This window comes from Anaerococcus murdochii (assembly GCF_019957155.1).
Classification (GTDB): Bacteria; Bacillota; Clostridia; order Tissierellales; family Peptoniphilaceae; genus Anaerococcus; species Anaerococcus murdochii.
Window position 1 is genome coordinate 1,097,210 of the sequence record NZ_JAIPME010000002.1, and the last position, 25,890, is coordinate 1,123,099.

The 25,890-nt window shown below is 38.3% G+C and carries 26 protein-coding genes and 1 pseudogene; 24 read left to right on the top strand and 3 right to left on the bottom strand.

All coding sequences use genetic code 11. From position 1 onward, the window contains the following. Positions 1 to 14 precede the first annotated feature (14 nt). Together K8P03_RS05670 and groL are read left to right on the top strand one after the other, a co-directional pair. Positions 15 to 299, top strand: coding sequence for a co-chaperone GroES (locus K8P03_RS05670; RefSeq protein WP_223419171.1), 285 nt, complete (start codon positions 15 to 17; stop codon positions 297 to 299). 10 nt (positions 300 to 309) lie between these two features. Next, complete coding sequence (gene groL, locus K8P03_RS05675) at positions 310 to 1,926, top strand: chaperonin GroEL (RefSeq protein WP_223419173.1); 1,617 nt, start codon at positions 310 to 312, stop codon at positions 1,924 to 1,926. Between the two features lie 523 nt (positions 1,927 to 2,449). On the opposite strand, the pseudogene K8P03_RS11305 reads toward groL, so the two are convergent. Then, positions 2,450 to 3,376: pseudogene (locus K8P03_RS11305) on the bottom strand (lactate/malate family dehydrogenase). Between the two features lie 179 nt (positions 3,377 to 3,555). On the opposite strand from K8P03_RS11305, the gene K8P03_RS05690 reads away from it, so the two are divergent. From K8P03_RS05690 to K8P03_RS05720, 7 genes are all read left to right on the top strand, one after another. After that, a complete protein-coding gene (locus K8P03_RS05690) occupies positions 3,556 to 3,933 on the top strand; it encodes a GntR family transcriptional regulator (RefSeq protein WP_223419178.1) in 378 nt (125 codons plus the stop codon). Next, a complete protein-coding gene (locus K8P03_RS05695) occupies positions 3,926 to 5,020 on the top strand; it encodes a DUF5808 domain-containing protein (RefSeq protein ID WP_223419181.1) in 1,095 nt (364 codons plus the stop codon). The genes K8P03_RS05690 and K8P03_RS05695 overlap by 8 nt, the downstream gene beginning before the upstream one ends. A 154-nt stretch (positions 5,021 to 5,174) precedes the next feature. Then, on the top strand, positions 5,175 to 6,329 hold the full coding sequence (locus K8P03_RS05700; RefSeq protein ID WP_223419183.1) for an NAD(P)-dependent malic enzyme: 1,155 nt from the start codon (positions 5,175 to 5,177) through the stop codon (positions 6,327 to 6,329). 249 nt (positions 6,330 to 6,578) lie between these two features. Then, positions 6,579 to 7,394 carry a Cof-type HAD-IIB family hydrolase gene (locus K8P03_RS05705; RefSeq protein ID WP_223419185.1) on the top strand — a complete coding sequence of 272 codons (816 nt, stop codon included), beginning with the start codon at positions 6,579 to 6,581 and terminating at the stop codon, positions 7,392 to 7,394. Beyond that, positions 7,387 to 8,178 carry an MBL fold metallo-hydrolase gene (locus K8P03_RS05710; protein WP_223419188.1) on the top strand — a complete coding sequence of 264 codons (792 nt, stop codon included), beginning with the start codon at positions 7,387 to 7,389 and terminating at the stop codon, positions 8,176 to 8,178. Before K8P03_RS05705 ends, K8P03_RS05710 begins: the two co-directional genes overlap by 8 nt. Next, positions 8,175 to 8,987: a tRNA 2-thiocytidine biosynthesis TtcA family protein gene (locus K8P03_RS05715; RefSeq protein ID WP_223419190.1), complete on the top strand. Its 813-nt coding sequence runs from the start codon at positions 8,175 to 8,177 to the stop codon at positions 8,985 to 8,987. Before K8P03_RS05710 ends, K8P03_RS05715 begins: the two co-directional genes overlap by 4 nt. Continuing rightward, positions 8,984 to 9,856, top strand: coding sequence for an undecaprenyl-diphosphate phosphatase (locus tag K8P03_RS05720; RefSeq protein ID WP_223419192.1), 873 nt, complete (start codon positions 8,984 to 8,986; stop codon positions 9,854 to 9,856). Before K8P03_RS05715 ends, K8P03_RS05720 begins: the two co-directional genes overlap by 4 nt. A gap of 138 nt (positions 9,857 to 9,994) precedes the next feature. On the opposite strand, the gene K8P03_RS05725 is transcribed toward K8P03_RS05720, so the two are convergent. Then, positions 9,995 to 11,008, bottom strand: a complete 1,014-nt coding sequence (locus K8P03_RS05725; RefSeq protein ID WP_223419194.1) for a threonine aldolase family protein — start codon at positions 11,006 to 11,008, stop codon at positions 9,995 to 9,997. A gap of 234 nt (positions 11,009 to 11,242) precedes the next feature. On the opposite strand from K8P03_RS05725, the gene K8P03_RS05730 reads away from it, so the two are divergent. From K8P03_RS05730 to K8P03_RS05775, 10 genes are all read left to right on the top strand, one after another. Continuing rightward, positions 11,243 to 11,464, top strand: coding sequence for a FeoA family protein (locus K8P03_RS05730; RefSeq protein ID WP_209774891.1), 222 nt, complete (start codon positions 11,243 to 11,245; stop codon positions 11,462 to 11,464). Next, positions 11,464 to 11,691 carry a FeoA family protein gene (locus tag K8P03_RS05735; RefSeq protein ID WP_209774890.1) on the top strand — a complete coding sequence of 76 codons (228 nt, stop codon included), beginning with the start codon at positions 11,464 to 11,466 and terminating at the stop codon, positions 11,689 to 11,691. Before K8P03_RS05730 ends, K8P03_RS05735 begins: the two co-directional genes overlap by 1 nt. Continuing rightward, on the top strand, positions 11,688 to 13,835 hold the full coding sequence (gene feoB, locus K8P03_RS05740; protein WP_223419197.1) for a ferrous iron transport protein B: 2,148 nt from the start codon (positions 11,688 to 11,690) through the stop codon (positions 13,833 to 13,835). The genes K8P03_RS05735 and feoB overlap by 4 nt, the downstream gene beginning before the upstream one ends. A 37-nt stretch (positions 13,836 to 13,872) precedes the next feature. Then, complete coding sequence (locus K8P03_RS05745; RefSeq protein ID WP_223419199.1) at positions 13,873 to 14,022, top strand: FeoB-associated Cys-rich membrane protein; 150 nt, start codon at positions 13,873 to 13,875, stop codon at positions 14,020 to 14,022. A 91-nt stretch (positions 14,023 to 14,113) separates the two neighbouring features. Further along, a complete protein-coding gene (locus K8P03_RS05750) occupies positions 14,114 to 15,046 on the top strand; it encodes a TIGR01212 family radical SAM protein (protein WP_223419201.1) in 933 nt (310 codons plus the stop codon). Continuing rightward, positions 15,031 to 15,636: an isochorismatase family protein gene (locus tag K8P03_RS05755; protein ID WP_223419203.1), complete on the top strand. Its 606-nt coding sequence runs from the start codon at positions 15,031 to 15,033 to the stop codon at positions 15,634 to 15,636. Before K8P03_RS05750 ends, K8P03_RS05755 begins: the two co-directional genes overlap by 16 nt. Before the next feature lie 9 nt (positions 15,637 to 15,645). Beyond that, positions 15,646 to 15,990 (top strand): zinc ribbon domain-containing protein YjdM, encoded by a 345-nt coding sequence (locus K8P03_RS05760; RefSeq protein WP_223419205.1) that lies wholly within the window; start codon positions 15,646 to 15,648, stop codon positions 15,988 to 15,990. A gap of 820 nt (positions 15,991 to 16,810) precedes the next feature. Next, complete coding sequence (gene tkt / locus K8P03_RS05765; protein WP_223419207.1) at positions 16,811 to 18,796, top strand: transketolase; 1,986 nt, start codon at positions 16,811 to 16,813, stop codon at positions 18,794 to 18,796. A gap of 105 nt (positions 18,797 to 18,901) precedes the next feature. Then, positions 18,902 to 19,483: a DJ-1 family glyoxalase III gene (locus K8P03_RS05770; RefSeq protein WP_223419209.1), complete on the top strand. Its 582-nt coding sequence runs from the start codon at positions 18,902 to 18,904 to the stop codon at positions 19,481 to 19,483. 3 nt (positions 19,484 to 19,486) lie between these two features. Next, complete coding sequence (locus K8P03_RS05775; protein WP_223419210.1) at positions 19,487 to 20,521, top strand: NAD-dependent epimerase/dehydratase family protein; 1,035 nt, start codon at positions 19,487 to 19,489, stop codon at positions 20,519 to 20,521. Between the two features lie 33 nt (positions 20,522 to 20,554). Here K8P03_RS05775 and gltS read toward each other — a convergent pair whose 3' ends face one another. Then, a complete protein-coding gene (gene gltS / locus K8P03_RS05780; RefSeq protein WP_223419212.1) occupies positions 20,555 to 21,733 on the bottom strand; it encodes a sodium/glutamate symporter in 1,179 nt (392 codons plus the stop codon). A gap of 145 nt (positions 21,734 to 21,878) precedes the next feature. On the opposite strand from gltS, the gene K8P03_RS05785 reads away from it, so the two are divergent. The 5 genes from K8P03_RS05785 to K8P03_RS05805 are packed head-to-tail and all read left to right on the top strand — an operon-like array spanning position 21,879 to position 25,841. Continuing rightward, complete coding sequence (locus K8P03_RS05785; protein WP_223419215.1) at positions 21,879 to 23,030, top strand: glycosyltransferase; 1,152 nt, start codon at positions 21,879 to 21,881, stop codon at positions 23,028 to 23,030. After that, on the top strand, positions 22,997 to 23,818 hold the full coding sequence (locus tag K8P03_RS05790) for a glycosyltransferase family 2 protein (RefSeq protein ID WP_223419217.1): 822 nt from the start codon (positions 22,997 to 22,999) through the stop codon (positions 23,816 to 23,818). The genes K8P03_RS05785 and K8P03_RS05790 overlap by 34 nt, the downstream gene beginning before the upstream one ends. Continuing rightward, complete coding sequence (locus K8P03_RS05795; protein ID WP_223419219.1) at positions 23,808 to 24,776, top strand: YveK family protein; 969 nt, start codon at positions 23,808 to 23,810, stop codon at positions 24,774 to 24,776. Before K8P03_RS05790 ends, K8P03_RS05795 begins: the two co-directional genes overlap by 11 nt. Continuing rightward, positions 24,769 to 25,425, top strand: coding sequence for a tyrosine-protein kinase family protein (locus K8P03_RS05800; RefSeq protein ID WP_223419221.1), 657 nt, complete (start codon positions 24,769 to 24,771; stop codon positions 25,423 to 25,425). Before K8P03_RS05795 ends, K8P03_RS05800 begins: the two co-directional genes overlap by 8 nt. Then, positions 25,425 to 25,841: an SH3 domain-containing protein gene (locus K8P03_RS05805; RefSeq protein ID WP_223419224.1), complete on the top strand. Its 417-nt coding sequence runs from the start codon at positions 25,425 to 25,427 to the stop codon at positions 25,839 to 25,841. The genes K8P03_RS05800 and K8P03_RS05805 overlap by 1 nt, the downstream gene beginning before the upstream one ends. Positions 25,842 to 25,890 lie beyond the last annotated feature (49 nt).

The window sequence follows — 25,890 nt, forward strand, 5'->3', positions numbered from 1 at the left end:
CAGGAGGAAATAATATGAACTTAAAACCAATCGGAGATAGAATTGTTATAAAAAAAGCTGAAGCTGAAAAAACTACAGCATCTGGAATCGTCCTTCCAGAAAGTGCTCAAGAAAAACCACAATACGCACAAGTAGTTGCAATCAGCGCTGATATAGAAAATGATGAAAAGAAAAAAGACAACCTAAAAGTTGGCGATAAGGTTATTTATTCACAATACGCTGGCACAGATGTTAAACTTGACGGTGATGAATTTATCGTAGTTAAATACAACGACATCTTGGCAGTAGTAGAAGGTTAAGGAGGAAAAAATGGCAAAAGATATTAAATTCGGTACAGACGCTAGAGACGGTCTCGAAAGAGGTATAGATAAACTTGCAAATGCAGTAAGGGTAACCCTTGGACCAAAGGGCAGAAACGTAGTTCTTGACAAGGCTTACGGTGCACCAACCATCACAAACGACGGTGTGACAATTGCAAGTGAAATTGAATTAGAAGATAGATTTGAAAATATGGGAGCCCAACTTGTAAAAGAAGTTGCAACCAAAACAAATGACGTAGCAGGTGACGGTACAACAACAGCTACAGTCCTCGCTCACTCAATCATCAAAGAAGGCCTTAAGAACCTTGCAGCAGGTGCAAACCCAATTGTTTTAAACAAGGGCCTTAAAAAAGCAACAGACATTGTAGTTGAATATATCAAGGAAAACTCAAAAGAAGTTGAAGACAAGCAAGCAATCGAAAACGTAGGAACAATTTCTTCCCAAGATCACAACATAGGCAAGCTAATCGCTGACGCTATGGAAAAAGTTGGCAACGACGGAGTAATTACAGTTGAAGAATCAAAGACAACTGACACCTACCTTGATCTTGTAGAAGGTATGCAATTTGACAAGGGCTACCTATCACCATACATGGCAACAGACAATGAAAAGATGATAGCAGAACTTGAAGACCCATACATTCTTCTAACAGACAAGAAGATTTCAAACATCCAAGAAATCCTACCACTACTAGAGCAAATCGTTCAAGAATCAAGACCACTTCTAATTATCGCTGATGATGTAGACGGCGAAGCCCTAACAACACTTATCCTAAACAAATTAAGAGGAACCTTCAACGTAGTAGCAGTAAAAGCTCCTGGCTATGGTGACAGAAGAAAGGCCATGCTTGAAGATATAGCAATCCTAACAGGTGGCAAGGTAGTAAGTGAAGACCTTGGTATGGACCTAAAGGAAGCTACAATCGACATGCTTGGATCTGCTAAAAAAGTTAAAGTAGACAAAGATAATACAACAATAGTAGAAGGCAAAGGCGACAAAGATGCCCTAGCTGAAAGAGTTGAAAATATCAGAAACCAAGCAAGCAAAGAAGAAAGCGAATACGAAAAAGAAAAACTTCAAGAAAGACTTGCTAAACTTGCAGGTGGTGTTGCAGTAATCAATGTTGGTGCAGCCACAGAAACAGAAATGCAAGAGAAAAAATACAGGATTGAAGACGCCCTATCAGCAACCAGAGCTGCTGTAGAAGAAGGAATCGTAGCAGGTGGTGGAGTTGTCCTAGTAGGAGCCATTGATAAGGTAGAAGAACTTAGAGAAAGTCTAATAGGCGACGAAAAGACAGGCGCCCTAATCATAGAAAGAGCCCTAGAAGCCCCACTAAGACAAATAGTAGAAAACGCAGGCCTTGATGGATCTGTAATAGTAGAAAAAGTTAAAAACAGCGACAAAGAAGAAGGCTACGACGCCTACGAAAACAAATTCGTAAATATGTTCGAAGCAGGAATCGTAGAACCAACAAAAGTAACCAGATCAGCCCTACAAAACGCAGTAAGCGTAGCAGGAATGATTCTAACAACAGAAGCCGCAGTAGCAGACATCCCAAAAGAAGAACCATCAATGGCAGCACCACAAATGCCAATGTATTAAAGACACGCCTGCCCGGCGCTTAGAGGTCCCTCCACGGAGTGGTCGAGCAAAGCTCGATAGCACGCCCTTCCGGCGAGTAGAGGAGCCCCGCGACTATGTCTAACCCCATTTGTGAAACAAATGGTTGGTAGGCTTGATGCGTAGAAGAGTGGTTCACAGCGAAACTAGAGAGAAATCCGGCTCATGGAGTGGCGCGATAGACAATAAGAAATTGTTGAAAAGTTCTTTCTTGTTAGTATAATGATTGTAACCAAGAAGGATAATATATGCCCATGTAGGCACAAAAAAACCAGGAGTTGCCGCTCCTGGTTTTTTATATTTGGCTAGTTATCGCCTTTGCGTCCGTCTAACCATTTGCAGACGTAGTAAACAACAATTTCTGCCATGACGGATATTAAGAAGGATAAAATAATCTCCATGCAAGCACCTCCTTTCTGTTACCAGAATGGATGCGATAAAATAAGCATTATATCATAATTCAAGCAAAACATAAATAATAAAATACCAGCAACTAATGCCGGCCTTAGCTATACTTATATTTCTCCCTGTTAGCCTTCAAAACTTTTTCGGAATGTTTTAGTCTTTCTAGTTCTTCTTCTGTTAATTTTAGTTTGATGGCTTTTTCCATGCCGTTTTTGCCTAGGACGCATGGGGTAGATAGGTAGATGTCGTCAAGATCATACATGCCTTCCATGAGGGTGGCTACAAGTATTACCTTTTTCCTGTCGTTTACTATGGCGTCGATCATGGAACATACTGTATTTCCAATGCCGCACTGGGTGTGGCCCTTGCCGTCTATTACCCTCCAAGCCTTTTCTCTTACGAGGTTTTCAACGTCATCTCTTGAAAAGCTTGCTGGATTTTATTTTAGGTATTCGTCAAATTGAAGGTTATTGATAAAGATATTTGACCAGGCTACAAATTGGCTTTCGCCATGTTCGCCAAGTACAACTCCCCTTACGTCAGCTGGGTCAATTTCTAAAAGTTTGCATAAGGTTGTATTAAGTCTTGTTGTATCAAGGGCTGTACCAGATCCGATGACTCTTTCCTTTGGAAAACCACTTGCCCTGTAAACTAAATCTGCCATTAAATCGCAAGGATTGCCCACAACTATAAAGATGCCATTAAAACCAGCTGCCACAATTTCTTTGACATAGGCTTCTGTGGCGTCTTTGAACATTTCGTATTCTTCAAGTCTGTCGCGGATGCCGTCAAGACTGCCTGTGGCGGTTACGATTATGTCCCTGTCGGCCATGTCCTTGTAGGATCCCCAGCTCATTTTTACATAGTGTGGGTAGAAGCTTGACGCATCCTCAATATCCATGGCTTGGGCCTTGGCCTTTTCTTCGATTATATCATTGTATTTTATGTCAGAAGCTATTCCCATTCTTGCTGCTGTGTAGCCAACTGCAAAGCCTACAGCTCCTGCACCGATTATTCCTAATTTCATATTTTCACCTCGTCAATATTATAACCCAGAAACAAGAAAATGCATAATTTTTTAACAAAGTCCTTTAAACTTTGTCAGGTAATCCGATTTTTATAAAAATAAAAAAGTTTAATAAAACTATTTACATCTTGCTAGTCTTGTTATATAATATATATAACATATGGAACAAAGGAGGGCTTATGTTTTTAGAAATTGATTTTAAATCTGACTTGCCTATCTATGAGCAAATCAGAAGGGGAATAATTATTGGTCTATCCAAGGGCCAAATAAAGCCAGGTGACAAACTACCTTCTGTAAGGGAGATGGCGGAAAATATTGGGATTAATCTCCACACTGTAAACAAGGCCTACAAGCTTTTAGAGACCGACGGCGTCCTAACCATGGACCGTAGGTTTGGAAGTTTGGTTAGTGGGGGAAATTACCCTATGAAAGATTTTGACAGTGAGAAAATGACATCAGAGCTTGACCTTTTAATTGCTATTGCCAAGCTAAAGGGCCTTAGTGAGGAAGAATTTATAGATCATATTAATAAAAAATGGGAGAATAAAAATGACTGAAGCAAGATTTATAGCAGTAAATTATACATTTGTCCTTGTAATGGTTGGCATAATCCAAGTCTTTGTCCAGACTTTTTCTAAAAAAGGCTACACACTTGGAGTTTCTGTCCCAAAAGATATAGGAGAGACAGAAACCATGAAGCAAATTCTAATAGATTATAAGATAATGACTCTGACTTTGACAATTTTTCTTGGTCTTGTCCAGTATTTTGCCTCCTACCTTACAGAGTCAGTTGGCATAATTACACTCGTCTTTTTTATAAGTATTGCCCTTTTGTCTTTACCTCTAATAATTTACAATAAAAATCTCAAAAATATGACACAGGGGCTAAGCCAAGACAAGAGGAAAATCATCGCCATCGACAACAATGAAGGCAAGGCTGACTTAAGGAAAATAATGGCCATTGCCTACGGAGCATCTCTTTTATTAATAATAGGAGTAAGCTTATTTTTATATATAAATTACGACAAAATTGGCGATAAAATCATTATGCACACTGATTTTGAAGGAAATGTTACAGATATGAGGGATAAAACCTACCTCAATGTATTTTACCCAAGCCTAGTAAGTGCAGGAATGCTTTTGATGTTTTATCTGATAAATCTCATGGTTATTAAGGTTAGGCCAAGGATTTCAAAGGAAAACCCAGAAAAATCTTTGGCAAATAGTAGAAAAGCCCAAAAAGTTTGGACCTATTACTTGGGCCTAAATGCCTTTGTCATGACCTTACTTTTTGAAATCGGAGTTAATTACCTAGCCCTAAAAAATACTAGCATTCCTTTGTATATCCTAACTGGTCTTACAATTATATTATCAATCGGTGGTGTGATTTACCTTGGTATCAAGGTAGGAACTGACGGTTCAAGACTTGATAAGATGGAAGATTTTTCATTTGAGGAAGATGACAAGTATTGGATTTTGGGAGCTGGTTTTTATAACAACCCAGATGATCCAGCAATTTTTGTGCCAAAAAGAGTGGGAGTTGGCTATACAATCAATATAGGTAGGCCTTTGGGCAAGTTTATATTAATTCTAACCTTTTCCATCCTTATCTTTTCTCTAGTTTCCATGTTTATATTTAAATAAAATTCTAATTTCCTCCTTGCGGGTAAAGCAGGGAGGATTTTTTATACAATAATTCATATTCATTATTCATCTTGTTAAATAATTGGTATAAAATTTCACAAATCTATGTTATAATTAGGGAAGAAAAGGATTTTATAGATAGGGAGGAAATCTTATGGATGTTTACGAAATAGCACTCAAAAAACATGAAGAATGGCAAGGCAAGGTTGCAACAGAGGTTAAGGCAAAGGTCTTAAATGCGGAAGACCTAACCTACGCCTACACACCAGGCGTGGCAGAGCCTTGCAGGAAAATCCACGAAGATGAAAGCAAGGCATATGTCTACACTTCAAAGGCAAACACAATCGCAGTTGTTTCTGATGGTTCAGCTGTTCTTGGCCTTGGCAATATCGGACCAAAGGCTGCTATGCCTGTTATGGAAGGTAAGGCTGTACTTTTTAAGGAATTTGGCGATGTAAATGCTGTCCCAATCGTCCTTGACACCCAAGACGCAGATCAAATTATAGAGACAGTCAAAAACATTGCCCCAGGTTTTGGCGGAATCAATCTTGAGGATATTTCTTCACCAAGGTGCGTTTATATAGAAAATAAACTCAAGGAAATCCTTGATATTCCAGTCTTCCACGACGATCAACACGGCACAGCCATTGTAACTGTGGCAGCTTTGATAAATGCCCTAAAGATTGTAAATAAAAAGGTAAGTGACATCAAAGTAGTAATTTCTGGAGCAGGTGCCGCTGGCTATTCTATTACCAAACTTCTTCTAGATTTAGGAGTTAAAAATATCATCGCCTGTGATTCAAAAGGCACAATCAACAAAACCCACCTCGAAGGCTCAAACCCTGTTAAGGCCGAGCTTGCAAAGATAACCAACAAAGACAACCTTGTTGGCAGCCTCAAAGAAGCCATCAAGGGATGCGATGTTTTTGTTGGAGTTTCTGCCCCAGGTGTTATTGACGAGGCTGACATAAAAAATATGGCGGCTGACCCAATTGTCTTTGCCATGGCAAATCCAGTGCCTGAAATCGATCCAGCCCTCGCCAAGGAAGCAGGTGCTGCGGTTGTTGCCACAGGTAGGTCAGATTTCCCTAACCAAATCAACAACGTCCTAGCCTTCCCAGGTATTTTCAGAGGTGCTCTAGATGCCCACGCAGAAGAAATCACAGACTCCATGAAACTTGCCGCAGCAAAGGCTCTTGCAGGTCTTGTAAGCGAAGAGAAACTCTCAGCCGACTACGTAATTCCAGGTGCTTTCGAAGAAGGCGTTGCAGATGCAGTAGCAAAAGCTGTAAAGGCTGAAATCAAGTAGACAAAACTTTAAAAGCAAGAAGGGAAATGTTCGGTTGAAATTTCCTGACACATTTCGTCACCCCCCCGCGCCCTTTCGACGACCGGAGGGAGGAGAAATCTTATAAAGGCAAGACCAAGTAAAATATTGATGTTCAAATATCAGACCACCCCAAGCGGGGTGGCTTTTTATGTCCATTTTTAAATTGAATATAGGCCTAAAACTAGTAAAATAATAGGAGTTTGAGAGAAGAAAAAGAAAGTGGATTTAATGAAAAAAGATATAAAATTAATAGCATTTGACATAGACGGAACAATTATTACCGAGGATCTCAGAGTCCTTGAAGAAACCAAAGAAATAATTAAAGATTTAAAGAAAAGGGGAATCCAAATCGTCCTTTGCACAGGCAGGAGTTTTAACGGATTTTACTGGATAAGGGAAGAGCTGGGCCTTATGGACTTTGACGATTATTCAATCACCTGCACAGGTGCCTTTGTCAGGCAAAACGCCACAGGCAAGGCCCTTATCAAAAAGACTTTATCACCAGGCCAAGCACAGCAAATAGCAGCCAAGCTTGATGACGACAAGATTGACGTCACCATCCACACTAGGGACATCCTTTATAACAAGGCAAGAAAGCCAAATAAATATTTCCTAATAGACAAGTATAAGATGAGGATGCCTTGGCTTAGGTATGAGAATATGGAGGACATCCACGATGACTTGGCCAGGGTTTGCTTTGAAAGCGATATTAAAACCCTTGATGAATTTGAAAAAAGATACAAGGACGACTTCAAAGAAGACTATAAGTATATGAGAAATGACCCAACCATCATTGAAGTCCTAAACAAATATGCTGGCAAGTCTGAAACCCTAGCGGAACTTGCGGATATGCTTGAGATTAAAATGGATGAGGTTATGTATTTTGGCGACGGAGCAAATGATGTCAAATCTTTAGAGGCCGTGGGAGTCGGAGTTGCCATGGGTAATGCTGGCGATGTTACAAAAGAGGCCGCTGATTTTGTAATTGACACCAACGACACACCTGCCATTGCAGAATTTTTGAGAGAATATTTTAATGACTAAATTTGTAGTTTTATCGTCAGGATCTTCTGGAAATTCAGTTTTCATCGAACACGACGGGACAAAAATTTTGGTTGATGCCGGCTTTTCTGGTAGGCAAATCGAAAGACTCCTCGAAAGTGTTGGCGAATCGGCAACAAGACTTGACGGAATTTTCCTAACCCACGAGCACGCCGACCATGCCAAGGGTGCGGCAGTCCTTGCCAAGAGGTTTAAAATCCCACTTTATGCCAACAGGGGGACATGGAAGGCCATCCTTCCCAAGACCAAGAATTTCAAGGAAGAACTCATAGGAGAATTTAAGTCCAACGAGTTTTTAAATTTTAAATCCATGGATATTTATCCGATTTCAACCTACCATGACGCCAACGAGCCGGTAGGTTTTATACTTTACCTAGGCAACAAAAAAATTACGCTGCTCACAGATACAGGTGTGATTGACGATAAGATTGCCTACCAAATCAAGGGGTCTGATATTTATTACCTAGAGGCTAACCACGACCTTGAGGCCCTAAAAATTGGCCCTTATCCCTATAATTTAAAACTCAGGGTCATGGGCAAGATGGGCCATTTGTCAAACGACCAGGCCGCAGAAATCCTAGGTGACGCCCTAGAAGGCAGGGGAGAAGCTGTTTTTCTTTCCCATTTGTCAACCACAAACAACACCGAAGAATTATCCAAAATCACTGTCGAGACCTACCTCAAAGGTCTAGGCCTTGACACCGACAAGGATATATCGCTTGAAGTGTCCAAAAGATACGAACCATCAAGGAAAATCATACTATGACAGACATAAAAGAAATTGAAAAATCACTTATAAAAAAATATAGAAAAGAGCTTTGGTCGCCCTTTATCAAAGCGGTCAAGGAATTTAATTTAATCGAAGAAGGTGATAAGGTAGGAGTTGCCATATCTGGTGGCAAGGATTCACTAATCTTAGCCAAACTTATCGAGGAACTTCACAAACATTCACCGGTCAAATTTGACGTAGAATACCTATGCATGAACCCTGGCTACGACGAAGAAAATTTGAATTTACTAAAAGAAAATCTCGCCTATCTTAAAATCCCAGCCAAGATTTACGACTCTAGAGTCTTTGATATTTCAGAGACCTTGGCCGATGGGGGCAATCCTTGCTATCTTTGCGCGAGGATGAGGAGGGGCTTTCTCTATGCCAAGGCAAAGGAACTTGGTTGTAACAAATTAGCCCTTGGCCACCACTTAAACGACGTAATCGAAACTATCATGATCAACGTCCTCTATGCGGGTAATTACAAGACTATGAAGCCAAAGCTAACCGCCCAAAATTTTGATGATATGCTACTTATAAGACCTCTTTATTATCTGAGGGAAGATGATATCATCAGGTGGAGGGACTTTGCGGAATTAAGGGCCCTTGATTGTGCTTGCACAGTCACCAAATCGAGCGAATCCCACACCAGAAAAAAGGTCAAAGAACTTATAGCAGACCTTAGGAAGGATAATCCAAATGTGGAAATGTCTATCCTAAGATCATCAGAAAATGTCAATTGCGACATGGTCCTAGCCTACCAAATAAAGGGCGAAAAACACTCATTCATGGAGGAATTTAAATGATAATCGACCTATTAAAAGTCCTAATTTTATCAATAGTAGAAGGGGTTACAGAATTTTTGCCCGTTTCATCAACAGGCCACCTTATTCTTGTAAACCAATTTGTAAAACTCGAACCAGAAGGCTTTTCAAACGCCTTTAACGTAATTATCCAGCTAGGAGCCATCCTATCTGTAGTTGTCCTTTACTTTGAAAGGCTCAACCCTTGGACAAAATCAAAGATTAGGCTTCCGAAAAATTACGATGAATTAAATGGCCAATCAAAAGCATATTTTATCCTAAGCCACCCAGATAAAAAAACTATAAATTTGTGGTTTAAGGTCATTGTCGGAGTTCTTCCAGCCATGGTCCTAGGTCTTTTATTTGACGACTTGATTGACCAATACCTTTTTAATCCAATGACCGTAGCCGCCATGCTCCTTGTCTGGGGTCTAATAATAATTTTCGTTGAAAAGAGAAATAAAAATATCAAATACGAATCTTTGGCAGACGTCCCATACACAACAATATTGATGATAGGATTTTTCCAATGCTTGGCCATGGTCCCAGGCACATCAAGATCAGCCGCCACAATCATAGGCGCCATGGTCCTAGGCTTATCTAGGCCTGCCGCTGCAGAATTTTCCTTCTTCCTAGCCATCCCAACCATGCTAGGAGCGACACTTTTAAAACTTGTCAAAAACCTAGGAGGATTTTCGGGAAACCAATGGGCCTTAATCCTAATCGGCATGGTCCTATCCTTTATAGTAGCCTTTGTAGTAATCAAGAAATTCCTAGCCTACGTCAAAAAACACGACTTCATACCATTTGGAATCTATAGGATAATCCTTGCAGTAGTTGTTTTTGCCTATTTTCTAATAGTAAATAAATAAGAATAAATAAAAAACGGTATTTTTGACCTGAATTCCTCCATCCGCATCCCGGATTTTGGTTTTTAGGCCATTATTACCGTTTTTTTATTTCTATAAATTTTATCTTTATAAAGGAAGGGCTTATTATATATTATAAAGCTAAATTTCTTCCAAAAATCCTTTGATTTCCTCTTCTTTTGTTCTGAAAGTAGTTACAAGTCTTATAATTTTTTTGTCTTCTTTTTCTCCGGTTATTTCAAATTGTGCGATTTTTTGCCATTTTTCAAGTTGGTTGTCATCCAAAATTACAAAAATTTGGTTGGATTCGAATGGATAGGCTAATTTGTAGCCTTTTTTATCAAGGCAATCCGCTAAAATTTTTGCCATTTGGTAGGCTTTTTTGGATCCCTTTAGGTAAAAGTCTTGGTCTTTGAAGACTGTCTCCCACATGATTCCAGAAATGAAACCCTTGGCCAGCATAGTGCCTTTTTGTTTGATGAGGTTATTCATATCTTTTTTTAATTCGTTATTTACTACCACTAGGGCTTCGCCAAATAAGAGGCCAGCCTTGGTCCCGCCAAGATAGAAGATGTCGCAAAGCTTGGTTAAATCCTTTAGGTCGTAGTCACATTTTTCTGATGCGAGGGCGGCTGCCATTCTTGCCCCATCTATGAAAAGATAGAGGTCATTTGCCCTGCAATAGGCGTAGATTTCTTCAAGTTCTTTTTTCTTATATAAGGTGCCTAGCTCTGTTGTGTTTGAAATGTAGACTTTTTTTGGGACAGTCATATATTCGGTGGTGAAGGTTTGGTAGGATTTTTTGATTGAATCCTTGGTTAATTTTCCGTTTTCTGCTTCAATTAGTTCGATTTTAAGGCCAGTCGCTTCGATAGATCCTGCTTCGTGACCCTCAATGTGGCCTGTATTGGCGGAAAGGATTGAATCTTGTTGGCGCATGCCAGCTGCAGCCCCAATTATATTTGCTCCTGTACCTCCTGGGAGTAAGTAAATGTCTACATTTTCATCTCCTAGGGCTTTTTTTATGAGTTTTCTGGCATTTTCGCTATGGGGATCTGTCCCGTATCCAGGATTTTTTTCGTCTATGGCTTCTTTTAGGGCATCGAGGATTTGAGGATAGCATATTGAGTTATAATCATTTACAAAAAAATACATATTTCCCTCCTTTTTTTTAGTGCTTGCTACCAATATTATATCAAAAATTGTTTAAAAAATTAAAATAATTATATTATAGAACGCTTTCCAGCAGTATATGAAAAGAGATTGCCAAAATATAACAATAATTATTATCAAATAGTATTGATATTCATTATCCCCTATGATATCATATAGCTATAAAGAGAGGTTTTAACTCGATTTACATATATATATGTGTGGAAAGGAGCTTTTATGCCTATCACATTATGTAGTATTGGTGACTTAGTCGAGGTCATCAAAATAAAAGGTGACGATAAGGTCATCAAACACTTGCAAAACCTAGGTTTTGGCAAGGGACGACAAATTAAAGTACAAAGCTTTGACGGAGTTAATTACATATTTTCTATTGATGATAATAGGTTCGCTCTAAACAAAGATTTGGCAAAAAAAATTATAGTTAGAGAGGTTCAATAATGAGTTTTTTGAATGAAGTGCCTATAAAAAGCACAGTCAGGGTAACCAAGGTGGGCGGAGATGGCCCTACCAAGAGGAGGATTATGGATATGGGTATTACAAAAAATACTGAAATCTATATCAGAAAGGTAGCTCCTTTAGGAGACCCTATACAAATTAATTTAAGAGGATATGAACTAAGCATCAGAAAAGATGACGCAAAGAATATAAGTGTGGAAAAGATATGACATTTAGAGTAGCTTTAGCAGGTAACCCTAACTCAGGAAAAACCACCCTTTTCAACGCCCTAACAGGCTCAAATCAAAGGGTTGGCAACTGGCCAGGTGTTACTGTAGATAAAAAAGAAGGTCTTTTAAAAGGCCACAAAGACATTATTATTGAAGACTTACCAGGAATTTATTCCCTATCTCCATATACTATGGAAGAAGTTGTTTCTAGGGAATACCTCCTTAACGAAAAACCAGATTTAATCATCAACCTAGTTGACGGATCAAACTTGGTAAGAAACCTATACCTTACAAGCCAATTATCAGAGCTTGGTATTCCAATGCTTATATCCCTAAACATGATGGATATAGTAAGAAGCAAGGGAGATCAAATTGATGTTGATGCTTTATCTAAGGAAATAAATGCGCCTATAGTCGAAACTATAGCAGCTAGGGAAAAAGGTATTGACGAATTAATCAAAAAAGTCTTAGAGCTTGTAAAGGGCGGGGAAAAACCAAATACTATGGTTTTCGATGCTGAACTTGAAGACGCTCTAGGAGCAATTTCAGAAGACTTAAAACCAATTGTTGGCGAAGATTTTTCTAGGTATTATGCAATAAAGGCTTTTGAAAGTGATGATGAATCAATGAACCACATCACAATTCCTAGTGATGTTTTAGCTAAGATTGAAAAAATTAGAAATGACTTTGAAGCAAAAGAAGATGATGATTGCGAGTCAATCATTACTACAGGTAGGTATGAGAATTTAGCTGAACTTTCTGATAAGGTTCTAGTAAAGGCTCCTGTAAAACCATCTATAACAGATAAGGTTGATAAGATTGTAACTAGTAGAATCTTAGGTCTACCAATCTTTGCCCTTGTAATGTTTTTGGTATTTTTCGGTGCAGTTTATGAACATTCACCAGGAACTATGGGTACTGATGCAGTTAACGGCTTCTTTGAAGATACACTTACACCAGCAGTTGGTGCTTGGATGGAAGGAGCTAATATAAACCCAGTTCTCCAATCATTAGTTACTGACGGTGCACTTGCAGGTGTGGGAGCAGTACTTGGATTCTTACCACAAATGATGGTTCTATTTGCTCTATTATCAATACTTGAAGATATAGGTTATATGGCAAGGGTTGCCTTCATCATGGACAGACTTTTCAGAAGATTTGGTCTATCAGGTAAATCATTCATCCCAGCCATGGTTGCAACAGGATGTGGTGTACCAGGTGTCCAAGCATCAAGAACAATCGAAAATGAAAGAGATAGAAAGATTACAATCATGACAGCTACTTTCATGCCTTGTTCAGCAAAATTACCAGTAATTGCCCTAATCGTAGGTGCATTTTTCCCAGAACATCGAGCCTTAGTATCATTCTCATTCTATGCGATTGGTATAGCTTCAATTGTATTTTCTGGTATTATCTTAAAGAAATTTAAACAACTTGCTGATGAACCAGCACCATTTATCATGGAGCTTCCTCCATACCACGCACCAAGAGTAAAATCAGTTTTAACTGACGTTTATAACAAGTCTAAGGCCTATGTTAAGAGAGCAGGAACAATAATCTTCCTATCATCTATCATAATTTGGTTCTTAACAAACTTTGACTTCAGATTACAATTGATTGAAGAAAACTCAGAAGGATCAATCATAGCTGTATTAGGTTCTGTAATCGGTGTAATCTTTAGGCCAATAGGATTTGGAAGCTGGCAATCTACAGTTGCAACAATTTCAGGATTCGTTGCAAAAGAGAACGTAGTTTCTACAATGGGCGTTGTTTTAGGCCTTGGTAGTGATGTTGCAGAAGATACACCAGAATTGCTTCAAGCTTTCGGCGCTGCAATAGGAACACCAGTTGCAGGTTATTCATTCTTGCTATTTAACATGCTTTGCATGCCATGTTTCGCAGCAGTAGGTGCTATTAAGACAGAAATGGATGACAATAAGTGGACAGCAATCACTATTGCTTATCAAATGGGCTTTGCCTATATAGTAAGCTTAATCTTCTACCAACTAGCAAGCTTCTTTGCTTATGGTAAATTTGGAATAGGCACAGTACTTGGAATAGTAGCCCTAATATTCTTCATCTACATGGTTATTAGAAAACCATACGTAAGAAAGAATATCGAATACGATAAGTCTTTAGCATAAGAGGAGAAATATTTCTCCATAGAGAAAGAAGGAAATAATGAACTTACAATCATGGATTCTCCTAGCAGTCATACTAGCAGTTTGTACTTATATAGTATATACTAAATTTGTAAAGAAAAGTGACTCATGCGGATGTGGAGAATGCTCAGCTTGTTCTAGCAAGGATAAGAAATCTTGCTGTGATTAATATTTTATAAAATGTATAAAGTAAAAGGCTCTACAACCGTAGGGCCTTTTATTTTAGGGATTTTTGAACCTTTAAGTGGTATATTTATCCTATGAGGATAGAAATTAACAAGAAACGCTACAGGGACTATGATTCCTATATGAAGGAAAAATTTAATAAAAAAATCATCAAATTGCCCTTAGATGGCGGTTTTACCTGTCCAAATAGGGATGGAACTATATCCAAAGAAGGCTGTATTTTTTGCTCAGACGCAGGCTCTGGTGAATGGACTTTTGGGAAAAAATCAATTAGAGAACAAATTTCCCACCAAAAGGCTAGGCTCTCAAAAGAAGGAAGACCAGAAGCCTATCTTGGATATTTTCAAAATTTTACCAACACATATGGAGAACTTTCAAGGCTTAGAAAACTCTATTATGAGGCTTTGACAGCTGATGATATAATAGGACTTGCCATAGCGACCAGGGCGGATTGTTTGTCTGACCAGATCTTAGATTTACTTGAAGAAATCAATGATAAATATTTTCTAATAGTTGAGCTTGGCATGCAGAGTGTAAATGACAAGACTTTGCAAATGATAAATAGGGGTTATGACCATGAAATTTTTGACTCTGGCCTTAAGAAACTAAAGGCTAGGGGAATTAAAGTTCTAGTCCACATGATTGTGGGTCTACCCTTTGAAGGCTATGATGATTATATGAAGACTATTTCTTATATAAATGAAGCAGCGCCATGGGGAATTAAAATCCACAACCTCTATGTAGAGAAAAATTCCAAGCTAGAAAAGTTTTACCTGGAAAATAAGCTCACTTATGGTATGGATATGGATGAATATGTTAAAATAGTGGTAGAGATTCTTAGGAAATTAAGACCAGAGATTGTCATAAATAGGTTAACAGGGGATGGGATAAATGATAAAATCGCCTTTCCACTCTGGTCTAAAAATAAGGCTAAGATTTTAACCAGCATTGATAAGATGATGAAAGATAAAAATTATAGACAGGGGGATTTATGGAAAGAAGAATAGATAAGAGATTTTTTACAAATGCACTTAGCGAAGACGGAACCTATACAGCCAAGGATAGGTCACTTTTGCTAGTAGTTGATATTCAGCCAAAGCTCATGGTAACCATGGAAAAGGGTGAAAGGACAACCAGAAATACTGTTGGCCTTATCAAGGCTTTCAAAAAGTACGGTATGGCAGTTCTTGCAACAGAGCAATATCCAAAGGGCCTTGGAAGGTCTGATGAGGAAATTTTGGCAGAAATTGAAGAGGATAAGATATTTGCAAAGACAAGTTTCAACGCTCTAACTCCAGAAGTTTACGAATTTATCAAGGAAAATAAAATCGAAAAAGTCTTTGTGACAGGGGCAGAAGGCCACATTTGTATCTACCAAACCATTAGAAGCCTTTTAGATATGGGCCTTGATGTATTTTACGTTGATGATGCGATTTCGTCTTATTCTGATGAGCTTAAGAAAATTGCCAGAAAATCCCTAAGAGATATGGGAGCTGTCCTTGTAAATACAGAGCTAGTTCTATTTGACCTTGCCGTTGATAGCAAGGACCCAAATTTCAAATTTGTTTCAAACTTAGTAAAAGAATTAAGAAAGTAGGAGGAAAAAATGACAGATTTACCTAAATGCCCATCTTGTGGTGAAAATTATACCTATAAAGACGGACATATCTATGTCTGTCCGATTTGCTTCCACGAATGGTCCGACAAGGAAGAAGAGGCCGTAGAAAAGGCTAAAGTTACCAGAGATGCTGTATGCAATATCTTAGAAGATGGCGACAATGCAAGTGTTGTAAAGGATTTGAAATTAGGATCTGAAACAATAAAGCAAGGAGCCAAGGTGACTAATATAAAAATTTTGGAAAATCCAGTAAATGGCCACGATATAGATGCCAAGGTAGAAGGCTTTGGGTCTTTGTATTTGAAATCTTCTGTTATAAAAAAGGTTAACTAAGGAGATTACCCTGTAATACAAAGTAGAAAAACTCTCTCTCAATCTACCGCCAAGTAGGTTTGGGGGAGAGTTTTGTTTGTCTTATCCAAGATAAGTTATTTTTTTATTTCATTTTTAAATAACTATTTTATTTACAGTTGAATCTTCGTTCTAAGGGAGAGCCCAGGGGGACTTTCCGCCGCTCTCGGCCGCTGGGCAAATTGTCCCCCCACCGGCTCTTCATTAAACCCTCGGCAAGCCCGTCGGCTCGTGGAGACCTACCCCCTCCAAACGGCTCCTTAGCGGAGGGCGAAAGATGAAGCTTGCCCGTCGGCAAGCTTTTTTTAGTAAGGAGCCTCCTGTTTTAGTTAATTATTATCCAAACTAATTTCTAATCACAGTTTGCTAAAAACTAATAACTCGCTAACGCTCAAACAATTAGTTTTCTTAACGCAATCTGTGATTAGAAATCTTTACTCGGTAAATAAGATAAATGGTTTCGAGGTATCAGATGTTGCCAGGCTCGTTTGTCTTGCCAAAAAAGGTTAAATAGAAAATTAATTTTTAAATTTATTTTCAATACCACAGTGCAATTTCGACAGAAGGAACCTAGTGAGTGACGAGAAATCTCATCAATTAGGTACCAGGTTGTATGGAAGATATTCTTCTTAGTTAATTAAAATTTTGCTATCGTAAATTTTTGCCTAAACCTAGATGGATTTCTTATTTTTGTTAATTTTTTGCTAACTTTTACGTTTGGAATAAGTGGCTTATAAGAGTATAATAGGCTTGAAATTTACTAACGTTTTCTTGGAAAAAATTTGTTATCAAAGGAGATTTAATGTTTAACAAAGATGATTTTAAGGCGGTTAATGCCGTTAGAACCCTTTCCGTTGCTCAAATAGAAAAGGCTAATTCTGGCCACCCTGGCCTTCCTATGGGGGCTAGTCCTATGGCTTATGCCTTATTTAACAAGGTTTTAAAGGCAAATCCTAAAAATCCTAGCTTTTTTGACAGGGATAGGTTTGTTTTATCTGCTGGTCATGGATCTGCTATGCTTTATTCACTTCTTCATTTGTCTGGCTATGACATTTCTATGGATGATTTAAAAAACTTTAGGCAAATAGGATCTATTACTCCAGGTCACCCAGAAGTTGGGATGACTCCTGGTGTTGAGGTTACAACAGGCCCACTTGGCCAAGGTATAGCCCAGGCTGTAGGTCTTGCTGCAGCTGAAAAGCATTTGGCTGCTCTTTATAATAAGGAAGATTTAAAACCAATCGACCACTACACCTACGTTCTTTGCGGTGATGGCGACCTTATGGAGGGCGTTTCCTATGAGGCAATGAGCCTTGCAGGTCATTTGAAACTTGACAAGCTAATTATCCTTCATGATTCAAACGACATTTGCCTTGACGGCGATCTTGATACATCTTTTTCTGAATCTGTAAAAGACAGGGTCCTTGCACAAAATTGGGCCTATGACAGGGTCGAGGATGGGGAAGACTTAGAAGCAATCCTTTCTGCAATCGAAAAGGCCAAAGAAAATGACAAGCCAACCTTAATAGAAGTTAAAACTGTGATTGGTTTTGGCTCTGTAAACCAAGGAACTAACAAGGTTCACGGTGCACCAATAGGAGCTGAAGATTTTGAAACAGTTAAAAAAGCCTATGACTGGAATGCTGAAGATTTTGTAATCTCAGATGACATTTACCAAACTTTCGAAAATGGCATTGCTAAACGTGGCAAAGAAGCCAACGACGCTTGGGATGGCCTTATGAAAGAATATGGTGAAAAATATCCAGAAGACTATAAGGAATTAATGGCTGGAATCAACAGAGAATTACCAGAAAATTTCCTTGACCAAGTTAGAAAATATTCTTATGAAGATAAGGCTCTTGCGACTCGTGCTTCAAGTGGGGAAATCTTACAAGATTTAGCCCAAGTTTCTAGAAATATTTGGGGAGGATCGGCAGATCTTTTCTCATCAAACAAGACAGACATAAAAGACTCCAAGGCATTTAGAGACGAATCTCCAGAAGGCAGAAATATTTGGTATGGTGTTCGTGAATTTGCTATGGCAGCTATTGGTAACGGAATTATGGCCCATGGCGGAACCTTCCACCATGTGTCAACCTTCTTTGTCTTTGCTGATTATCTAAAGGCTGCAGTTAGACTTTCAGCGCTTTCACATTTGCCACTTTCTTATGTGATGACCCACGATTCTGTGGCAGTTGGTGAAGATGGTCCAACTCATGAGCCAATCGAGCAACTTGCAATGCTTAGGGCTATTCCAAATACTGTGGTTATTAGACCAGCAGATGCAAACGAAACCAGACTTGCTTGGAAGGTCGCTCTTGAAAGCAAGGATAGGCCAGTTGTTATTGCCCTTACCCGTCAAAATGTACCAAACCTTAAGGAAACAGAAAACCTTGAGTCAATCGATAAGGGTGCCTACATTATAAAAGATAGTGAAAATCCAGAACTAATCCTAATTGCAACAGGATCTGAAGTGGATCTTGCTCTTGAATCCGCAAAAGTTTTAGAAGAAGAGGGCAAGGCAGTAAGAGTAGTATCTATGCCATCTCAGGAATTATTCAAAGAACAAGATGGGGATTATAGAGAGAAAATATTACCATCTGCAATTAGAAACAGGGTTTCTATAGAAATGGGAACTTCCTTTGGTTGGGGAGCTTTCACAGGTCTTGACGGCCTAAACATCTCAATAGATAGATTTGGTATATCAGGTCCAGGTGGGGATGTTGCTAAAAAACTTGGTTTTAATGTAGAAAACATAGTTAAAGAAATCAAGGATAAATTCTATTAAATATGTAATATAAAGAAAAATCTAAGCTGTGGTCCCCTGGACCATAGCTTTTTTGCTAGAAAATGTATATAATAATAGAAAAGAGTCTTATGAAAGAAGGATTTTATGAAGATATTAGAATTACTTGCAAACGGCAATGAAACAATAGAACTACTTACAGTTGTGGACTATCTTAGAAGGGCAGGAATTGAAATCGACATGGTTTCAACCACTGGCTCAAAAAATCTAAAGACTAGCCATGGAGTTAACTACCAAGCTGACTTTCTCCTTGAAGAAATAAATCCAGCTGACTATGACGGAGTCTACATACCAGGCGGTACTGCTGGTGCGGAAAGTCTTAGAGATAATGAAAAAGTTATTGAAATTGTAAAAGATTTTGATAAGGCAAATAAACTTATAGCAGCTATTTGTGCAGGCCCAATTGTCCTTGATAGGGCAGGAGTTTTGGCAAATAAAAAAGCGACTTCCTTCCCAACTATAAAAGCAGAACTTAAAAACATTGGCCAGTACATTGACGATGAAATAGTTGTGACAGATGGGAACATCACCACAGGCAGGGGAGCTGCTGTGACAAACTATCTAGCCCTTAGACTTGTGGAAATTATCAAGGGTGAGGAAGCAAAGGAAGAGATAAAATACGGCACCCAACACTCAGCTGTTGAAAAATACTTTGATATAAGGTTTTAATCTATGAAAAATGTCAGAAAAATATTTATCCTAGGTGGGGCAAATCTTTTTGGGAAAACCACAATTAGCCATGCCCTGGGCCTTGGCTATGCTGTTAAGGCAGTAGATCTCATAAAGCCAAGAGAATTTGAAAATACAAAGAATCTTGAATTTATATTAGCAGATTTTTTTGCCCTTTCTGATGGTGAGGCCATTAGCCTGATGGAAGATTGCGATAGCTTTATCTATGCAGGTGGGGTTTCTGATTTGACTGTGCCAAGAAAACCTGCTGGCAAATTTTTCTATGAAAAAAATGTTCTCCCAACTGGCAGAGTTGCAAGACTTGCAAAAAAAGCTGGAATCAAAAATTTCCTTCTTTTGGGAGATTATAGGACAGAGATAGGTGAAAAAAATGAAATTTTAAGAAAAAACGCCTACCACAAGGAGCCTTATATCCAAACCAGGCTCATGCAAGAAATGATCGCAAATTTTGAGGGCGAACCTTTTATGAATGTATCTGTCCTAAGGCCAGGCCTTGTAATAGGAAAGACTGATAAATCAATACTCGGAGCCTTAATTAACCTTGCTAGCGTTAATGATAAAATACCGGTCACAGCTGGAGTAATTCCTTTAATATCAGCTGAGTCCCTAGCTAAGGCAGCGATTTACGCCCTTGAGCTAGAAGGTGATAAGAAGACCTACGCAGTTTCAACTTCAAAGATTTCCTACAGAGATTTGTTTAAACTAATTATTGAAGTTATGGGAGAAACTGACGAGAAGACCTTGGTTGATAAGACTTTTGAAGACCTCCTTCCAGCCTACGAAAGAGATGCTAAGCTCACTGAAAAAAGAGGTCTTGAGCATGGCATTAGCCAGGTAAACATGCTAAGGGCAATGACCATGGATTTAAGTTTCAAATCAGACTTTGACCTAGGAAAAGAAGATTTAAATGATAATCTTAAGGAAATGATTAAATTTTACTTAAATGAAGATCAAGAATTAACCGAAGATGAAAAATATAATGAAGCAGAAAATATTATAGAAAATCCTGCAAAATAAAGAAGACTGAAATTTGAAATTTCAGTCTTTTCTTTAGGAAAAATGGTTTATAAAAAATGTTATTACTATTGGATTTGTAAAATTAACTGCGATGGCGAGAACTATTGGGAAGATAAACATCGCCAGGTCTGCTGGGCCTTTTTCCTCGATAATAGCCTCCATATTTGCCATGGCATTTGGAGTTTGACCAAGGCCAACCCCGCAGTGGCCTGCCACCATAACAGCAGCATCGTAGTCACGACCTAAGATATTAAAGGTCACAAGGCTGGTATAAAGAGCTATAAAAATTGCCTGGGCAATTAAAATGATAAGCATAGGTCCAGCAAGACCTAAAATTGCCGAAATATTTAAATTAATAAGGGCTAGGGATAAAAATAGGCTTAGGGAAATATTTCCCACTAGGTCGATATTATCCATATCGAGTGGTTTTTTGAGGGAATCGTAGATATTTCTCACAATGAGGCCTCCAAATTGGCAGCCCACATAGTAAGGGAAATTTACGCCGGTTTTAGCCAGGATTTTGTTGATAAAAGTACCGAGAAAGGCAGCTAGACCGATAATTATAATGGCCTTAGTCAGGGTTTTCTGGTTGGTTAAACTTTTTATATCAAAATTATTTTCCTTTGAAAGGGATCCCTTAGTTACAAGTTTATTTTTGCTGATCAAACGTCTGGCTGTAGGACCACCCACAAGAGATCCTGCCAAAAGGCCAAAGGTTGCGGCGGCGACTCCTATTGTAATATTTGATTCGGCTCCCATTTCTTCCATGATTTTGCCAAAACTTATGGCAGAACCAATCCCACCAGTCATTGAAGTTGACCCCATGGCTATACCGTGGAGAGGGTTTATGCCAAGGACTTTGGCAAGGCTAACCCCAATTATGTTCTGGAGGGGTAGAAGGATTATAATTGCTATTGCAAGTTTTATTCCAAGAGATCCTGATTTTTTGAGCATGGCAAAGGATGCTGAAAGACCTATGGCTGTAAAAAATATATTCATGAAGAAATCTTGGAGGATTTTGTCAAATTCAAGCTTTGCAATTCCACTTTTCTCCAAAATTAAAACTAAGATTGAAATTATTAGGCCACCAATAACAGGGCTAGGTATAAAAAAAGTTCTTAAAAAACTAAATCTATCTTTTAAGAAATTGCCCAGGATAAGGGCAAAAATGGCGAGTCCCAGGCTTTGTAAGATGTCTAATTCTATGGTCATACTTTCCTCTTTTTCCTGATTTTCTGGATACAATCCAAATATTTAGCCTTATTATATTTTTTTTTGCAAAAATAACAATATTTCTGGTCTTTTTCTTGAAAAGTCAATGCATTTTATAATATAATAATAAGATAGGAGAGAAGAGATGAAATTTTTATTTTACTTATCAGGATTTGCCTTATTTTACGCAATGATAGGCTATCCAATAGTGCTTCTCATTTTAGAAAAGTTTATCAAGAGGAAAAACGACCAGGATTATTCCTATAAGCCTTTCGTTTCTGTGATAATTTCTGCCTACAATGAAGAAGATGTAATTGAAAAAAAGCTAGAAAACATCATACAAACTGACTATCCTTCCTATGAGGTCATTATTGCAAATGACGCTTCTAATGACAGGACAGTTGAGATTTGTGAAAAATTTATAAAAGACCATCCAGATTATGACATCAAGGTAAATACAGTAGTTAACCACCTTGGCAAGACCAACGCCCAAAATGAGGCGGTTGAAGCTGCTAAGGGCGAAATTATTGTATTTTCAGATGCTAATTCTATGTTTAAACGAGATGCCATCGACGAACTCGTTTCATATTTTACTGCTGATGACATTGAATATGTTTGCGGGTCCCTAATCTATATGGAAGATGTGGATGTATCTTCTGCTGTTGCAGAAAATACTTACTGGAATTTCGAACTTAAATTAAGAAAAATCGAGTCAAATATAAAGACTATTGTAAATGGCAATGGAGCAATTTATGCCGTTAGAAAGGCCGATTATAGGCACATAGACCTGGTAAATAGCCACGATTATGAATTACCTTTATACGCCGGCCTTAACCACAAAAGGGCCCTTTACAATCCAAAAGCAATTGCAGTTGAAAAAGCAGGCCAAACCACAGCTGACGAGTTTAAGAGAAAGGTGAGGATGCAAAGAAGGATTCTTACTAATATCTTTACAAATCTTAGAAGGCTAAATATTTTCGAATATGGTTGGTTCTCATTTTTCCACTTTGGCCACAAGACTTTGAGGTACATGCAGGCATTTTTCCACATAGTGTTATTTATAGCCAACCTGGCAGTTTTAAATGAAGGAATCTTTTATAAATTATTTTTCCTAGGCCAAGTTGCTTTTTATACCCTTGCTGTAATTGGCCAATTATCAAAGGCAAAAAGCAAGATTTTCTACTTCCCAAGGTATTATTGTGCTATGATGCTAGCCCAAATCCTAGGCGGTTACAAAGAGCTTAAGGGAGGTTCAAAGGCCACTTGGGAGAAGGCAGAGACAACAAGAAAGCTATGAGAGTTGAAGTTTTAATCTCCGCTATGAATGTGGAAGATATAAATTTTTATAAGAAATTTAACCTGGAATGCGACGCTCTTATCATAAACCAGGCGGGTAAAAACGCCTACCAAGAAGTTTATGATGGTGGCAAAAAAATCAGGATGATAACAACAGACACAAAAGGCCTGGCCCGTTCGAGAAACCTAGCCCTTTTAAATTCTACAGCAGATATAGTAATTTTTGCTGATGACGATGAGGTTTTTGAAACCGGATATTTAGAAAGGGTTAAAGATGGATTTATAGAATATCCAGATGTTGATTTTTTCGTCTTTAAGACTATAGTTTACCAAGATGGCAAGGAAATAATTAAGGTTCAAGAAGAAAAAAACTTAAGTTTTTATAATTGCTTGAGGTATGGATCTGTACACTTTGTTTTTAGAAGAGAAGCCCTTGCCAGGGCCAACCTCTACCTACCAGTAATGTTTGGAGCAGGAACAGAATTAGGGTCTGGTGAAGATTCTATTTTCATCCTATCTGCCATTAGAAAAGGGATAAAGGTAAGGACTAACAAAAGCCTAATTGCCAAGGTTTATAACGATGATTCAACCTGGTTTGAAGGATATAATGAAAAGTATTTCTACGACAAGGGAGCCCTAGCTAGGGCACTTTTCCCAAGATTGTACAAACTATATATAGGGTATTTTCTGTATGCGCACCCGGAAATGCTTAGAGAGATAAAAAAAGATAGGGCAAGAGAAATCATGCTTGAGGGTGCTAGAGAATTTGGAGGATATAATGGAAAATAGAAAATCGAAGTTTACAGCCTTCTTATCGTCTATTATAGCCGGCATAATAGTGGCCATGGTCGTGTATTTTGGCCTAAACTTTGCGGGTTATAAGGAATATAGGGCGTCTGCTAAACTTGTAACAACATCAGTAGAAAATTTAAATGAAGAAAACCCTGCGGCAACTTTTGCAGGAACCTTAAATTCTAAGGCAATTAAGGCAAGAACCTTGGAGAATTTAAAGATAGATTGGCCTGAATCTAAACTTGATTCTAAGTTAAGCCTAACACCAATTGCATCTTCACCAATTATTGAAATATCAGTAACTGATACCAATAAATCAAGGGCAGAAGACTTGGCAGATGAGTATGCAGACCTATCTGTGACAGTTATAAATAATATCTACAACACAGGGGCAAATGTTATGGAATATGCCTATCAAAACGCCAATGTTGTCGATAATACAATTAAGTATGCAACTTATGCAGGACTTGCAGGATTTTTAATTTACCTAATTATTTCTCTAGTTAGTGTTAGTCGCCATAACCACAAGCTTAAGAAAAATAAGGCAAAAGACTACAAAAAAGAAGAAAAAAAGGCAAAAAACCAGGTCAAAAAAAACAAAGAAGAAATTGAAGAAGAGGAAATTCTAGAAGAGGACGTGGACTTTGAAGGAGATGATGATTTTGATGAAAAAATCGAAGAAGAAAGTCCAGAAGTCCTTAAAGACCTTGAAGATGAGATAGAAGTCAAGGAAGAAACTAGACCTCTTGAACAAGTAAGTGAAGAAGCTGGCGAAGATTTTGCCGCTACAAGAAAAATCGACAAGGCCGACATAGACAAGGCAAGACAAATCGACGAGGCTAAGGCAGAAGAAGTAGACAAGCTAGATGAAGTTATTGAGGAAGAAAAAGGTGGCAACAAGATTGAGATCTTAGGCAAACTTCCAAAATACCAGAGAGGAGCCCTAGATGTTTAGAAGAAAAAAAGTTGACGAAAAAAGAGAAATCCTCCTCCAAGCCTTTTATAATCTAGAAGATAAGCTAACAAGGAACCTAGGCGTAGACGACGTTGTAATCGCCTTTACAGCCACAGATGATAGGACCATGAAAATGGATTCAATCTACACTATGGCAGGTCATTTGGCCGAAGAAGACGAAAGAGTCCTTGTGATAGATGCTAACTTAAGGGCAGATGAACTTGAAGAAATGAAGGGTTTTTACAACAAAAGAGGTTTTGTAGATTGCCTTTTAGGCGATTTTAGAGCAGACGATGTTCTTGTTAGAGAAAGCGACAACCTTCACCTCCTTATGACAGGTAGAGTTTCTGAGTATGAAGATATGTATCTTGAGCCATCAACAATTACAAATTTCTTTGCAGATTGTAAGGATAGGTACGACTACGTCTTTATCAATACTAAGGAAAATATCGGCATAGCTGAGGCCAATGTATTCTGTGGCTTGGCAGATAAGGCGATAATATTTAGTACAGAAGAAAATTTAAATTCCTACCTCCTTGAAGAATCAACCAGCCAACTTGAAAAGGCCGGTGCTGATATTAAGGGAGTTATAATTTCAGACTATGTTTACGATGATAGTGAACTCGATGACCTTTTTGGAGGTAAATAATGAAAAAAATTAGCGCAATTTTAGCTTTAGGACTTATATTAAGCCTAACAGGCTGCAAGGATGATCCATATACCTCAGTAAGACATCCAGAAAATTCTGGTACAGAAGTGGCTGACGAAGTAAAGCCAAGTGAAAATACAGATGAAAACAAAGAAAATCCTGAAAATTCAGACCAAAGAGAAGTAGGGGAAAAAGAAATAAGTGACCAGGTCAGAGAAGAAATAACTGACGGAGTTGAATTTAGGGTAGAAGACACTGTAAATATGCGTCTTGCCCCATCAGAAAACTCTGCTATTGTTGCCGAAGTTGGCCCAGATGACGAAATTCTAAACCTAGGAGAAACTGAAGGATGGACCAGGGTTACAGTAAATGGCAAGACTGGCTATATCAGATCAGATCTTTTAATTAAAAATTAAAGAAAGGGGTTGTTTATTAACAACCCTACTTTTATGCCAAATTTTATAA

Coding starts and splice junctions, on each gene's coding strand:
- tkt (WP_223419207.1), top strand. CDS start 16,811: ATGTTTAACAAAGATGATTTTAAGGCGGTTAATGCCGTTAGAACCCTT.
- K8P03_RS05705 (WP_223419185.1), top strand. CDS start 6,579: ATGAAAAAAGATATAAAATTAATAGCATTTGACATAGACGGAACAATT.
- K8P03_RS05800 (WP_223419221.1), top strand. CDS start 24,769: ATGTTTAGAAGAAAAAAAGTTGACGAAAAAAGAGAAATCCTCCTCCAA.
- K8P03_RS05730 (WP_209774891.1), top strand. CDS start 11,243: ATGCCTATCACATTATGTAGTATTGGTGACTTAGTCGAGGTCATCAAA.
- K8P03_RS05760 (WP_223419205.1), top strand. CDS start 15,646: ATGACAGATTTACCTAAATGCCCATCTTGTGGTGAAAATTATACCTAT.
- K8P03_RS05785 (WP_223419215.1), top strand. CDS start 21,879: ATGAAATTTTTATTTTACTTATCAGGATTTGCCTTATTTTACGCAATG.
- K8P03_RS05700 (WP_223419183.1), top strand. CDS start 5,175: ATGGATGTTTACGAAATAGCACTCAAAAAACATGAAGAATGGCAAGGC.
- K8P03_RS05715 (WP_223419190.1), top strand. CDS start 8,175: ATGACAGACATAAAAGAAATTGAAAAATCACTTATAAAAAAATATAGA.
- K8P03_RS05735 (WP_209774890.1), top strand. CDS start 11,464: ATGAGTTTTTTGAATGAAGTGCCTATAAAAAGCACAGTCAGGGTAACC.
- groL (WP_223419173.1), top strand. CDS start 310: ATGGCAAAAGATATTAAATTCGGTACAGACGCTAGAGACGGTCTCGAA.
- feoB (WP_223419197.1), top strand. CDS start 11,688: ATGACATTTAGAGTAGCTTTAGCAGGTAACCCTAACTCAGGAAAAACC.
- gltS (WP_223419212.1), bottom strand. CDS start 21,733: ATGACCATAGAATTAGACATCTTACAAAGCCTGGGACTCGCCATTTTT.
- K8P03_RS05745 (WP_223419199.1), top strand. CDS start 13,873: ATGAACTTACAATCATGGATTCTCCTAGCAGTCATACTAGCAGTTTGT.
- K8P03_RS05795 (WP_223419219.1), top strand. CDS start 23,808: ATGGAAAATAGAAAATCGAAGTTTACAGCCTTCTTATCGTCTATTATA.
- K8P03_RS05710 (WP_223419188.1), top strand. CDS start 7,387: ATGACTAAATTTGTAGTTTTATCGTCAGGATCTTCTGGAAATTCAGTT.
- K8P03_RS05805 (WP_223419224.1), top strand. CDS start 25,425: ATGAAAAAAATTAGCGCAATTTTAGCTTTAGGACTTATATTAAGCCTA.
- K8P03_RS05755 (WP_223419203.1), top strand. CDS start 15,031: ATGGAAAGAAGAATAGATAAGAGATTTTTTACAAATGCACTTAGCGAA.
- K8P03_RS05770 (WP_223419209.1), top strand. CDS start 18,902: ATGAAGATATTAGAATTACTTGCAAACGGCAATGAAACAATAGAACTA.
- K8P03_RS05695 (WP_223419181.1), top strand. CDS start 3,926: ATGACTGAAGCAAGATTTATAGCAGTAAATTATACATTTGTCCTTGTA.
- K8P03_RS05725 (WP_223419194.1), bottom strand. CDS start 11,008: ATGTATTTTTTTGTAAATGATTATAACTCAATATGCTATCCTCAAATC.
- K8P03_RS05670 (WP_223419171.1), top strand. CDS start 15: ATGAACTTAAAACCAATCGGAGATAGAATTGTTATAAAAAAAGCTGAA.
- K8P03_RS05775 (WP_223419210.1), top strand. CDS start 19,487: ATGAAAAATGTCAGAAAAATATTTATCCTAGGTGGGGCAAATCTTTTT.
- K8P03_RS05690 (WP_223419178.1), top strand. CDS start 3,556: ATGTTTTTAGAAATTGATTTTAAATCTGACTTGCCTATCTATGAGCAA.
- K8P03_RS05750 (WP_223419201.1), top strand. CDS start 14,114: ATGAGGATAGAAATTAACAAGAAACGCTACAGGGACTATGATTCCTAT.
- K8P03_RS05720 (WP_223419192.1), top strand. CDS start 8,984: ATGATAATCGACCTATTAAAAGTCCTAATTTTATCAATAGTAGAAGGG.